The sequence below is a fragment of the Clostridioides sp. ES-S-0001-03 genome, from assembly GCF_020676075.1.
Lineage (GTDB): Bacteria > Bacillota > Clostridia > Peptostreptococcales > Peptostreptococcaceae > Clostridioides.
In genome coordinates this window covers 448,287-461,702 of sequence record NZ_JACVWJ010000001.1, presented here as the reverse complement: position 1 = coordinate 461,702, position 13,416 = coordinate 448,287, and the positions used below count along the sequence as shown (strand labels likewise).

Sequence of the window (13,416 nt, the reverse complement as noted above, 5' to 3'; positions counted from 1 at the left end):
TATAAAGAAAAAAATACATTAAGAAGAAAATAAAGACTTAAAGAGTAAATTAAATACTCTGAGGTATGCAAACAGTTATAATATGTATTATAATTAGAGATATACACACTGATAATTTTTATATACTGTGAAATAAAATATATTTAATATGTTACAAGTTAAAGTCCAGCAAATAAGATTGCTGGACTTTGTTAATATTACTAAATATACATGTATATCAGATTACATCATTAATCTATTGATGTGGACTTTTTATAACAGGTTGTAACTGTTTATTATCAAGAGCAAGCTCTATTGTTGGAATTATTAACTCTGTATGTGCAATCATAGAATTAGGCTTTGCATTACAATTATCTTGACCAAAAGGTACAAAATATATGTTTTTAGAGTTAAGAAGAGTTCCAATGTTTTTGAAATTAAAACTTAGAGCATCATTAGTTGATATTGATACTACAAGTGGTTTATCATTGCGAAGATGACCTTTTGCTGCCATCAATACTGGAGAGTCTGTAATGCCATTTGCTAGCTTAGCAGCAGTATTTCCAGTACAAGGGGCTATTATTATAATATCAGCAATTCCTTTAGGTCCAAATGGTTCTGCTTCTTCAATTGTAACAATAGGTTTATTTCCTGTCAGTTCATATGCTTTTTTCATAAATTCCTCAGAATTTCCAAATCTACAATCTATATTTTGTGATACATCTGAAAATATAGTGTGTACATTTGCTCCTGCTTTTACCAAATTCTCTAACTCTATAAATATTTTATCATAAGTACAAAACGAACCAGTAAATCCTACTCCAATTGTAAGTCCTTCAAGTCTCATCTCTAATCCCTTCTTTCATTTATAATATTTTCTATAGCGTTAACAAGAATTTCACCAGATGTCTTTGGTGAGTATTTACCAGGAAGCCCAAGACAAAGATTTGCATTAATACCTAAATTTTGTGTAACAGAATAATCTAATCCACCAGGAGAAGAAGCTATATCTATAATAGTTACTTCTCTTGATACTTTTTCTAATTTTTCTTTTGTTAAAATACATTCTGGTATGGTATTAAAAATATAATCAAACTTTAAAAGATTTTCATCAAGTTGATTTAAAGAAATACTAGAATACCCAAATGCATTAGCCGTACTCCTTGCATCATTATTTCTTGCTCCAACACATACATTTGCATCTAAAGCATATAATTTTTTAGCAAGTATTTGTGCACACCTTCCAAAGCCTAGTACTAGACAGTTACTTTGGTGCATATTGATTAGACTTCTTTTAATCGCTTCTGCTATAGCTCCTTCAGCTGTAGCAACTGCATTTAAAATAGCAACATCATTCATCTTCATAAAATCATAAACCTGAATAGAGTGTTGCTCACAAAATTTGTAAACTTTAGTTGGTATGTTTCCTCCAAATAGTATTTGATTAGGAGATAAGTTAATTAACAAGTTATCAATAGTAGCATCGAGACAACCATCAGTATTTTCAATACTAAATTGATTTTTTGTAAATGGAATTGGACATAAAATAATGGAACTTTTGGATAGTGCTTCAGCTAGTGAAGTTGCTTTTCCAGCGATTCCATTTATAATTTCATTTGCTATTCCATATATAACTACAGAATATCCTTTATTAATTAGTTTTTTTACCATGTACACTTGTCGCAGGTCTCCGCCTATAACAGTTATATCGTATTGATTTGACATATTGTAAGCCTCCTTTACTATATACAATATGTTTTTATCAATATATTGGTTCACTAAAATTATTAAATATTATACTTCTAACATTTCTAATAGTGCCAATCTATCTATCTTTTCAGAAGATGTATATGGTAATGAATCTAAAAAAATAATTTTTCTTGGAATTTCATTTCTAATTAAATAATTTCTAATCATAATCAATAAATCCTTTTTTGTAATCTTACCTATGGTTGTTACAAATAATGCAATTTGACTTCCCCTTATAGTATCTAAATAAGGTAATGCAACTGCATCTTCAACTTGAGGAATTCTTTTTACTATATTTTCAAGTTTGATAGAACTGACTTTAAATCCACCAATGTTTACAACATCATCACTTCTTCCTTCAAATATCAAATATCCATCATCATCAAAATATCCAATGTCATTGACAGAATAAGGCTCTGATGCATTATATACTGCATATTTGGTATTTACAAAAATTATTCCATCCTTAATATATACATCTATTTTTGGAAATGGTTTACCTACACTTAGTGGTTTCTCAATCAATTCATCATAACACAAATATGTAATGTAGTTTAATTCACTTGCTCCATAATATAAAATGATTTCAGAATCTGGCATATATTTTTTTATTTTTATTGCTGTATCCTCAAACAACAATTGAGAACCTGTAAAAACACTTCTAACCTTAACTATTATCTCACTTAAATATTTAACCAGTAACTGAAGCTTTGTAGGTATAAGATATATATTAGTTATATTATATTGTTTTATTACATTTATCCATGTTTTACAATTTAAACCTGAATTTATTACAACACTACCACCTTCATATAGTACTGACATTATAGAATTTAGATTTCCTGTAAAACTAAGTGTTCCATTGATAAATAAAATAGAGTCCTCAGAAATATGGAAAATTTCATTTTGTATAGGAAAAAATCCAGCCCAGCTTTCATATGTTCTATATAATACTTTTGGTACATTTGTAGAGCCTGAAGATAAAGCTCCCATACAAATCTCTTTATCTAAATAGTTTAAAATATTATTATATTGATATACATTTATACTATAATGTTCTGTAGAAGAATTAGCTACCTTTAATATTCTATTGCAACTACCATTAGATAAATCATTTATATCTATATTCTCATCGGATATAACAATTGAAATATTATTCTTTATTAAAATATCACTTAATACTATTTTAGAAAGATTATAATGACAAATGATAGGAACATTATTTGAATAGTTAACACCTAAAAAACTTACTAATTGGAACTTTATATTTTTAGAATAAATTAAAACAGGAATATTTTCACCTATAGAAATCTGTCTCCCAATCTCCTCACTATCTCTTAATATATTGTCATAAGTATACTTTTCTCCATCTATAATCAAAAAATCTTTATCTTTATAGTTGTTTCTTTTTACTTTTAAAAGTTCATAGTAATTCATAATCTACACCCTTTCAATCAATAAAGCAGAACCCAATCCTCCAGCAGCTGCTATAGAGCAAATTCCATACTTTCCATTAGTCTTTTCAAGTGCTTTTAAAAGATGTAACGCAATAATTGCACCAGAAGCACCATATGGATGACCATATGCTAAAGCCCCTCCAAATATATTATATCTATCAATTAATTCTGGATATTTTCTTTGAAATAAAACATCTATAACTGCAAATGCTTCATTAAATTCAATAGCAGATATGTCCATATAGTTAAGCTTTTCTATATCCAAAAGCCTCTCCATAGCTTTTATAGCAGATGTTGGACTTAATTGTGGCTCTGTTCCTATTGTACAAGAATTGATAACTTTAGCCTTTGGATTCTTTTTTGTATTCTCTAAATATTTTTTAGAACACAGAATAAGAAATGAAGCCCCATCATTAATAAGACATGCATTTGCTGCATTTGTAATACTTCCCTTTCCTAAAATTGAAGGTATCCTATCTAATAATCTTTGGCTCATTTTATCACGTATACCTTCATCATATGTATTGCTATCTATAGGAAATATAATATCTTCAAGAAATTTTTCTTCTCTTGTGTTTTTTGCTCTTCTATGACTTTCTTTCACCCAATAATCTAATTCTGCTTTCTCAATTTTATATAACTTTGCCACTCTTTCTGCACCTTCAAGCATACTATTCTCACTATTATTATCTGGAGAAAATTGAGCAACTGCATAGCTTGGATTATTAATATTATATCTCCTATCGTTTTTATGATATGTACGCATTGGTTGTAGAGAACTACTCTCAAAACCTCCTGCAATAATTAAATCGCATTGCCCAGATTTAATCTTTGAAAATGCTATATCTAAGCTCATCATAGCAGAAGCACATTGCATATCTACAGTAAAAGCAGGAACTTCACTTTCTATTCCCGCTGTTAAAGTCATTAATCTTGTGATATTTCCTCCTGTACCAACTGCATTTCCACATATAATCTCATCAATCTTATCAATCTCATACTTTTCAATTAGGTGTTTTAAAACCTTTGCTCCTAGTAATTCTGGTTGAACACATTGAAAAATTCCATTTTTTAGACCAATATGACTTCTTAATCCTCCTAGTATAAAAACATCTTCCATACATTATATCCTCTCTTCATCATAGATTTCTTTTTAGTACGTTATTTAATTTAACACCTAAAAAAGATGCAATAATTGCTTTTATTGTATCTCCAATTAAAAATGGTACAACAGCTGCAAAAAGTGCTGCTTCTACCGTCATTTGATTAAAGTAACACATAAATACTGTTCCCATAAAATATATAATAGGCATACCAACAAAAATTGTTATTGGTATATATCTCTTAATATCATTATTTTTACCTTTTAATAAGCTAATAATTAGTGCTGCAAATAAAAATCCAAAATAAAAACCACCTGTTGGACTTAGTAATTTACCAATTCCAGATGCTCCTCCTCCAAATACAGGTATTCCAATTAAACCTATCATTATGTATACACCAACTGTACTAAATGCTTGTCTTGGTGTTAATATTAAAGCTATTAGATTTATCATTATTGTTTGTGCTGTTACTCCTGCTGGTGTAAATGGTAATGGTATATATATGTATGATGATATACATAATAATGCTACACATATTGACATTTTAGTTAAATCTTGAATATTTACTCTATTATTTTTCATTTTCATAATTCCCTTCATATGTCTTATTCAATTTAGTTTATATGTACATATACAAATCTTCTATTAAAGCTTTGTTTTAGTATAAAAGAAAGCTGTTTTTTTGTCAACCTAAAATATTGTATAGGTTTACATTCAACTTATAAGTAAACTTGCTTCTAATCCTTTATGTTTTAATGGTTATTTATAAAATTTTACTTATAAACAAATCTATTTGCCCTATACTTGTAAATTATAATATGATATATTTTATATGAGATTTTATTTCATATAATAAATTAACAAGGAAGTGACAATATGAAAACTAATGAAAATCAATTAAACAACATAGATAAAGAACTAGATGAACTTAGTAAAAAAGTTTATCTAGAATCCCCAGATTTTTGGATAAGTATTTCTGATAAGATAGTAGATAACGTTTTTGATGAAATGTTATTATTTTTTGCAGTAAAATATGATTATTACAATATACTATCTTTTGCAATTGAAAACAATTATATAGATTTAAATATGCCATCAAAAAATAAAGACTATCCAGATATAATGAGTCATTTTTTATACACAGCAAAACAAAATAAAGATAAAAAGATTTACAATTACCTTTTAAACTTAAATAAAAAATATACCATAGGTGAAAACTCCTCTTTAGATGATTCAAATCGCAATACTGAAAAGGACACTTTTGAAAAAAAAGATGTATATATTCCAAAATATATGTGTCCAAATTGTAATACAAATATTTTTGATACAGGCTATAGAGTGTCAAATGATATAACATATAAATTTTCTTTTCAAGATGCTGAACCGATTGAAGTATCTAATGAGATTTCTTCTATTAAATGTTGTAATTGTGATAAATTAATAGAGAATGTAACTACTGACAAATTGTATAGTATTTGTAAAATTCAAAACTGTGATAATTGTGGCTCTAGCTTAACTAAAGTAGGAATTATTGCAAAGAAAAAAATGGAGTTTAATGAGAATACTGAAGAATTTGGGTATGTTTCAACGTCTTATTGTTGTAGCAATTGTGGTTCTGAAATAGATTCTTCTCAACGAGAATATTTTAAGCTTTAATATTTTATATTTTAAAAATAATTTCAAATAAGAATACTATGTTATTAAATATTATTATAGAAATTTTTGTGGACATATTTGGAGATATAATTTAAATGCTTTTTGCACAGACACTTTAATAGTAATTAAAATTGCTATGAAATTAGATATTATTAAACTAATTTCATAGCAATTTTTAGTAATATAATTTTTATTAATTTTGGACAAATTTTATTTTCTATCTCTTTAATGTACCGACCATAACTCTTAAATCAATTGTTATATTAGATATCCCTGACTCTATCAACCTTAAAATCTCTTCTTCATCTGATGTTGATGTTAAAGGAGTCATTTTAACTAAGTTCATTAAATTTAATATATTGATATCAGTTTTATAATTGATTCTATTTTCATAAATTACATCAAGGTGTTTTTTAAATCCAGCTACAATGTTTTTATTATTATAATCATTATTCTTTATATTTGCCTGTATACTTTTCCTTATTTCTTTTAAATAATTTGATTATTGGACAATCTTTACTATTATTCCATCATCATTTAAAGCCCTTGTAAATTCCTTATAATTTCCAGGAGAAATTATATTTAATATTTTTATCTTCATATAATTTATTTAAGAAATATCCTTCTCCACATCTAGCATCTAAAATGTGGTTATGCATTACATACTTTATTTCTTCTATTAAGTTATCATATACTTTAGAATTATATATTTCATGTCTTGATTCAAATAATTCTTTATCATAAATAGTTTTAGTATTACTATTTAATTTAAATAGCACGAAATTAAGGCTACTTATATAAGGTATATTTTTCTATCTTATATAAAATCATGTTATAGGTTTTTGTAAAATAGCCACAACTTGTGCGCTATCCTCTTATTCTAAAATAATACATAAATGCTCTTTTATTCATTATTTTATCCTCCCATAGTTATATATTTTGTAATATTGATTAAATTACAAGCATATATAATTCATGATTTTAAAGTTTACTATTATAAAAATACATCTATTCGAGTAATAAATTCTTTTATTACTATTCTAATGTGAATATACTAAAGTTGTTTACTATATTCCATTATATATTCTTTAAATCCTGAATCTTCATTTATTTGTTCTTTTACTATATTAAAACCTTTTTTGCTATAAAATACAACTGCCTTTTTATTATCTTTATATACTGCTAAACTTAGATTTTTATATTCTTTAAGTGCATAGTCTAAAAGTTTACTTCCTATTCCTAAGTTTTGATAATTTGTACTTATAAACAATGCTCCTATAAATTCATTGTCTATAATACTTATAAATCCTTTTATTTCTTCTTCGTCATCATATACAAAAGTTTCAGATATAGGCATATATTCGTTTTTGACAGTATTGTAGTTATTTTTCCAATAATCTTTATTTATAAAATCATGTGCTTTGATTGTACTTTCTTCCCATATTTCCATTATTTTTTCTATATCTTTGTTATTTGATTTTCTTATCATAAATTTTATTTCACCTCATTTTTTTATTGCTTTCTTATTATTATTTATAGAATATGTATGTTTTATTTAGATATTATTTAGTTAATATAAAACCTAATAGCTTTGAAACTTCTTCTACTTTCCAATCCACTTTACATACCACTTAGTTAATATAAAACATGAAATGAGGAAATTAATAAAAAAAGGGGTAACTGTCTTTACATACCACTTAGTTAATATAAAACAGGATGTCATAATCAAGATAGTTGGGATAAAGATATCTTTACATACCACTTAGTTAATATAAAACTATTAAATTTATTATCAAAGCACTGCAATTTATTTACTTTACATACCACTTAGTTAATATAAAACATAATGTGGATTGGTACATATCATAGTGTATGTTTACTTTACATACCACTTAGTTAATATAAAATCTGGAAGGAATGCAGGCAATCAATTATTAAGAAATATCTCTTTACATACCACTTAGTTAATATAAAACAACCTTATTTTCGAAGATAAAAAGGATGGTGAGATAACTTTACATACCACTTAGTTAATATAAAACACAACATGGAAGAATTAATAACACAATTAAGTAGCCTCTTTACATACCACTTAGTTAATATAAAACCAAAGGTGTATCCATAGTAGACGCACTTAAATACTCCTTTACATACCACTTAGTTAATATAAAACTTTTTGTTTGAGAAAGAAAAAGGAGATATTGATAACCTTTACATACCACTTAGTTAATATAAAACAAATTAATAAGAAATTACGTGTAACAACATCATAGCTCTTTACATACCACTTAGTTAATATAAAACTTGTTGCATATAACTACATAGATAAAATGTTTGGAATCTTTACATACCACTTAGTTAATATAAAACTAGTATAATCCTTTCAGATAATTTAACCTCACCTTACTTTACATACCACTTAGTTAATATAAAACCCCCAAAATAGGTCTAATTGAGTACATTGAAAATACTATACTCAAGCAATTACAATTAAATAAAAATATCAAATTTTGCAGTGAGCGAACAGTAGTGCAATTGATAATAATTATCACACACTCTCAATGCCTTATATTCCAACTGTTAAACCCTATTTTAGCATAAATTTCGCTCACTGCAAACCTATATAAACATTTCATCAGAATACTTATCAATACCATAACATTTCTTTTTAATTGAATTAGGATTTTTTATCTCATAAACATAAATAGAATCTTCACTATTATCAATAACCTTTTCTATTTCAGAAATACATTTATGTAACTTTCCATCAGTAATATCTCCTTCAAAAACAGAATTCTGTGTCCAAGTCAAATATTTTCTGAGTATTTTTCTAATCCTGTTTAGTGATTTAGGTTCAACAACATCATAAGTAACAATAACAAACATTCTCTACCACCATGCCTTTAAAACTTTATACTTTTCATCATTGATAAAATGTTTAATCAATTTATAACATTCTAACCTTATAAACATTCTATATGAAACTTTTCTATTAAGATTTCTATGTTTTATAGTTGTTTGCATCTTATTTTCAAATTCTTGTAAAAATTTCTTCTTTCCTTTTTCACTTAAATAACAAATTTTGTCCTGATATTCAAAATCACTCTTATTAATTCTTTTGTTATTAATCAAGCTAAAAATTATTGTATCAATTATAATAGGCTTGAAAATTTCTGCAATGTCTAAGCTTAAAGAAAATCTCTTTGTTGATGGTTCGTGTAAAAAGCTTATTGTAGGGTCAAGTTGTGTCTTATATATCTCACTTAAAACATTCGTATACATTATGCTATTTCCAAAAGACATAAGAGCATTTACTGGGTCTTTGGGAGGTCTTTTTTCTCTTTTATAAAACTCAAAATCATCTTTCAATATTTGATTAAATGATTTATAGTATGTTTTTCTTATTCTACCTTCTTTACCCATAAGTTCTGATATTTCTTTGACATCATTCAAACTATTTAGTTCATCTTTTATAGTATCAATTAAGCTTTCATCAACTTTGTAATACCTCATATTTCTTAAAATATGGTATGACGCACTTTCCACAAAGGATTTTGCTAAATATAGTCTTTCATTTTTATCTAAATAACAGGCTGATTGACATACTAAACTGAATCCTGATACATTTTTCTTCCTTGGGTAATATGTACCTGAATAATATCCATAGTAATTATAGAAATGAAGCATAACCCCATATTGACTTATATAATTTATCAGTTTTGTGTTTAAATCAACTTCGCCATATATATGAATATCATCAACTTGTTCTACTGGTAATATTTTTTTCTCACCTTCCAAATTATAATAGTAAATTGTATTTTCTTTTCTTTTTATATTACCATTACTTATAATATAATAATCTCTATACATTGTTACTCCTCCTTTACAAAACAAAATTCATAATAAGCACATTTTGTACAATAAGATTTCTTTTCAATTTTTGGAGGAGATAACTTCATATTTATTTCATTTATATTTATAAGTGTGTTTTCAATAATTCTTTCTTTTTCCTCTGTCAATATCAATTCTTCTTGCTTCTTTTCCTTAACGTAATTTATAGTTCCTTTTTTCTCTATACCCATACTATTCTTTAAATAGTATAAGTAATAGTATAACTGCATTTCATCTGCTTCTTTCATCTTTGAACTTATTTTCACTTCTTTTAGATACTCATCCTTTAATATATCTAGTTTTAAAATATCATCAATCAGCACTTCTTTATTTTTCATTCTTTTATATGAATCTTCATGTACTATCTTTCCAGATAATACCCTATTACTATTTTGTTCCATAGTTATTCCTTTAGAGAATAACCATAGTTTTCTTTTACATACATAATAATAATTTATCTTTACACCTTGAACTTTTAATACTTCTAAATCTATTGGCACAAACTCACCTTCTTTAGTAAATTTTAGCCACATTGTTAATATAAAAATCAAATAATTTGGTCTATTTCCTTATCTATAAGCACACCTTTACCAAATATCTGTTTTGTATGTTCATTTTCATGTATATCATATTTATATAAAAGTATCTTTAAATCTTCCAGACCTTTTACATCTATGTCCACTATATTTTGCTTAGCTTTATATTTTGGTATATTTACACTTTTTTTAACTATTTCTCTTCTAACTTTTTTTCTCTTATATTTTATTTCATGTATTAATTGTCTGTCTTCATTACTATATGCCTCTGTAAGTTCTTGCCCCAAATCTTTATAATCTTTTATTAAAGTTTCTTCAATTTTATTATATATATCCTCTGGGATTACTGTATATGCTTCAATATTTCTAAGTATACTTTGTGCCTCATCAGACCCTAAGCTATAGGGTGTTATAGTATCTAATATATTTAAAGCACGATTAAATTTTTCTTGAAAATCAGTTTTTTCTAAACTTTCTTTAGAATATAGTTTATCAACCATTTCTACTTTATCATCTTCTGTTATCTTAAAAAACTCTTTGTTCTTTATAGAAGCTTTCAATAACTCAAGTCCTTTTTCTACAATATCCTTATCATAAATACTGCCTATTCCTGTAGCTTTTTCTGTATATATAAATATATTTGGGCTATTTTCTTTATACTCACGGCTTCTATAACATCTCCCAAATCGTTGAAATAGACTATCAAGTGTTGAATTCTCTGTATGAAGCTCATCAAAATCAATGTCAAGGGATGCTTCTACTAATTGTGTTGTAATCCAAATTCCTTTACTATTACTACTTGTAAATTCTTTTATATATTTTTCTAACTTTGCTCTATCTTCTTGTATATACATAGAATGTAGAAGATTCACATTAATATCTATTCCTTTTGACTTAACTATCTCTTCTATTGATTCATATTTTTCTACAGCGCTTTTAACCGTATTTACTATTACTAAAACTTTTTTATTCATTCCACTTTGTATTATTTTTTCTAAATTTTCATCTATTGAATTTTTTACAATAGCTATACAATGTCTTATTTTTTTTGTATTGTATGTTGATTTAGCTATATTACTATTCATTACACCTCTTTTTCTTAGTTCGTCTATATATATAGTTGGCATGGTAGCTGTCATTATCATAAATTTTCCACCTATCTTATGTATCATCTCTATACCTTTTACCAATACAGCTGCTATTTCTGGTGAATATGCTTGTATCTCATCTATTACTACTTTTGAATATGCTAATGTTGAGTATACTTTTTCATACCCTCTATATAAAAAAGGAAATTTAAATATTTGGTCTATTGTAGAAAATGTCAACTTGCAAGATAATAGCTTTGCTAAATCTACAATCTCATTTGAATCTTCCTGATTACTTTCTTCCAGATAATCTATTGCTGTTGAATGTAACAATCCTAAGAATGTATCATTTGACTTTTCTAATCCAGCTATATTTTTAGTCCTATCAAATAAAGCATTTATACTTACCCTTAGTGGTAGTGTAAAAAATGCCTTATCTTTATCTATCCAAATTAAAGCGGTTTCTGTTTTCCCTATACCTGTAGAGGCTATCAATATTATATTTTTATCTCTATTAGATTTAGTAAATGATTGAGCTTCTCTTAAACTACCAAATTCTTTCATTAAATAATTCTCTGTGTGTTCTCCTATATTTATAACACTATTGCATTCCACAACTTCATGAGCAGAAGCACTATGGTCTAGCCTGTGAAGAATACCTTTTAACATAATATATAAATGATAGTATTTGTGATTTTTATCTATTCTTTTTATTACACTCTGTAGATACGCTTTACTTAATTGTTCTGTTCTTATTGGATATCTAACTTTAAATTCATATTGTAACTCATAAACTTTATTTATTAAATCTTCATCTAATATTTTTTGTATTAAATTTCTAAAATCTTTATCTATAAATGTATCTCTTTCATGATGATATACAATAACTTGATTTAATACTGCTCTCAATTCTCTATCTTTTGACCTGTCTATACAACTATAATCAATAAATGCAGGAGAAAGATAATTATGACCTATATTATTTTCTAAATGAGTTACTATTTTAGATTCATTTGTTTCAATATACATTCTACTTCTTATTAGTTTTTGAAATGGAGAAAATGCTTTTCCAATATCATGAAATTCTATAACAAAATCAAGTAATTGCCAAAACTTATCTTTCTTTAGAAAATTTATACTATTTATATTTGTTCCATAGTATTCTCTTAACATGTTCATTTGTTTTAAAAGCTCATCAGTGTGTTCTCTCAGCGTTTCCACTGGATTAGATTTAGCATATAACATACTCTTCCTCCCAATTTATATTATTAAAATATAACAAATCTCCTTCATTATCTAATAATATATCTCCAACTGATATAGGAATTCCATCATCAACATAATAACTATCTACCTTATTCCAAACTCTTTTTTTATCTTCCTTAGCATTATTATCATAGTAATTATTAAGCCTGTAACTTATGCCCTCTATATATTCATCTTGTAAACTTGACTTTGGTATATATATAGGCATTCTTATATTATATTTTGATAACCTATAATTTTCATAATCATCTAACTGTATGTCCTCATCTACTTCAAATTTATTAACTTCTACAAATCTAATATCATTAATTCTTACTAAATCCTCTTTTCTACCTAATGATAAATGCTCACCACAATTTAATAAACTATCATATAAATTTTTTAATAATTCAAAATCTCCACCTATATGAATTATCAAATTTACATTCAATAACATATGACTGTTCATTGGCATAGACGTAACACTATCCTTTTTATAAAAATATGTTGTCTGATAATTATTAAATATACTTTCATATGTTCCTTGTACACTTATATTAAATGGTATATACTCTGTAGCATTTAATATTTTGTGAATTAATCCATTTACTGTAGAATATGGTGGCAGTGGATAAGTCTCTGTAATCTTCATAGCAAATGGTTTTTTATAGCATGCAGTTTCTTGAAATAAATCTAATTTCAAAACCTTCAT

The 13,416-nt window shown here is 26.2% G+C and carries 14 protein-coding genes and 1 CRISPR repeat array; of the genes, 1 reads left to right on the top strand and 13 read right to left on the bottom strand.

What is annotated here, in order from left to right; all coding sequences use genetic code 11:
* Positions 1–235: 235 nt before the first annotated feature.
* The 5 genes from IC174_RS02015 to IC174_RS01995 form a co-directional block, all read right to left on the bottom strand.
* On the bottom strand, positions 236–826 hold the full coding sequence (locus tag IC174_RS02015; protein ID WP_227433958.1) for a dipicolinate synthase subunit B: 591 nt from the start codon (positions 824–826) through the stop codon (positions 236–238).
* 2 nt (positions 827–828) lie between these two features.
* On the bottom strand, positions 829–1,704 hold the full coding sequence (gene dpsA / locus IC174_RS02010) for a dipicolinate synthase subunit DpsA (RefSeq protein ID WP_227482028.1): 876 nt from the start codon (positions 1,702–1,704) through the stop codon (positions 829–831).
* A gap of 69 nt (positions 1,705–1,773) precedes the next feature.
* Complete coding sequence (locus IC174_RS02005) at positions 1,774–3,165, bottom strand: AMP-binding protein (RefSeq protein WP_227482027.1); 1,392 nt, start codon at positions 3,163–3,165, stop codon at positions 1,774–1,776.
* A 3-nt stretch (positions 3,166–3,168) separates the two neighbouring features.
* Positions 3,169–4,305 carry a thiolase family protein gene (locus tag IC174_RS02000; RefSeq protein WP_227482026.1) on the bottom strand — a complete coding sequence of 379 codons (1,137 nt, stop codon included), beginning with the start codon at positions 4,303–4,305 and terminating at the stop codon, positions 3,169–3,171.
* Positions 4,306–4,324: 19 nt separating this feature from the next.
* Positions 4,325–4,870 (bottom strand): biotin transporter BioY, encoded by a 546-nt coding sequence (locus tag IC174_RS01995; protein WP_227433954.1) that lies wholly within the window; start codon positions 4,868–4,870, stop codon positions 4,325–4,327.
* Between the two features lie 294 nt (positions 4,871–5,164).
* On the opposite strand from IC174_RS01995, the gene IC174_RS01990 reads away from it, so the two are divergent.
* Positions 5,165–5,944, top strand: a complete 780-nt coding sequence (locus IC174_RS01990) for a hypothetical protein (protein ID WP_227482025.1) — start codon at positions 5,165–5,167, stop codon at positions 5,942–5,944.
* Positions 5,945–6,161: 217 nt separating this feature from the next.
* Here the strand turns inward: IC174_RS01990 and IC174_RS21020 are convergent, their stop codons facing one another.
* From IC174_RS21020 to cas5b, 8 genes are all read right to left on the bottom strand, one after another.
* A complete protein-coding gene (locus IC174_RS21020; RefSeq protein WP_255613285.1) occupies positions 6,162–6,290 on the bottom strand; it encodes a hypothetical protein in 129 nt (42 codons plus the stop codon).
* 211 nt (positions 6,291–6,501) lie between these two features.
* Positions 6,502–6,723 carry a hypothetical protein gene (locus IC174_RS01985; protein ID WP_227482024.1) on the bottom strand — a complete coding sequence of 74 codons (222 nt, stop codon included), beginning with the start codon at positions 6,721–6,723 and terminating at the stop codon, positions 6,502–6,504.
* 275 nt (positions 6,724–6,998) lie between these two features.
* On the bottom strand, positions 6,999–7,433 hold the full coding sequence (locus tag IC174_RS01980; RefSeq protein ID WP_227433951.1) for an N-acetyltransferase: 435 nt from the start codon (positions 7,431–7,433) through the stop codon (positions 6,999–7,001).
* Positions 7,434–7,497: 64 nt separating this feature from the next.
* A CRISPR array of direct repeats spans positions 7,498–8,379; the repeat unit is 29 nt; unit sequence CTTTACATACCACTTAGTTAATATAAAAC.
* A 184-nt stretch (positions 8,380–8,563) separates the two neighbouring features.
* Positions 8,564–8,830 (bottom strand): CRISPR-associated endonuclease Cas2, encoded by a 267-nt coding sequence (cas2, locus tag IC174_RS01975; RefSeq protein ID WP_227433950.1) that lies wholly within the window; start codon positions 8,828–8,830, stop codon positions 8,564–8,566.
* A gap of 3 nt (positions 8,831–8,833) precedes the next feature.
* A complete protein-coding gene (gene cas1b / locus IC174_RS01970; protein ID WP_227433949.1) occupies positions 8,834–9,814 on the bottom strand; it encodes a type I-B CRISPR-associated endonuclease Cas1b in 981 nt (326 codons plus the stop codon).
* 2 nt (positions 9,815–9,816) lie between these two features.
* On the bottom strand, positions 9,817–10,335 hold the full coding sequence (gene cas4 / locus IC174_RS01965) for a CRISPR-associated protein Cas4 (RefSeq protein WP_413927170.1): 519 nt from the start codon (positions 10,333–10,335) through the stop codon (positions 9,817–9,819).
* Between the two features lie 47 nt (positions 10,336–10,382).
* Complete coding sequence (cas3, locus tag IC174_RS01960) at positions 10,383–12,704, bottom strand: CRISPR-associated helicase Cas3' (protein WP_227482023.1); 2,322 nt, start codon at positions 12,702–12,704, stop codon at positions 10,383–10,385.
* Positions 12,691–13,416 carry a type I-B CRISPR-associated protein Cas5b gene (gene cas5b, locus IC174_RS01955; RefSeq protein ID WP_227433947.1) on the bottom strand — a complete coding sequence of 242 codons (726 nt, stop codon included), beginning with the start codon at positions 13,414–13,416 and terminating at the stop codon, positions 12,691–12,693. Before cas5b ends, cas3 begins: the two co-directional genes overlap by 14 nt.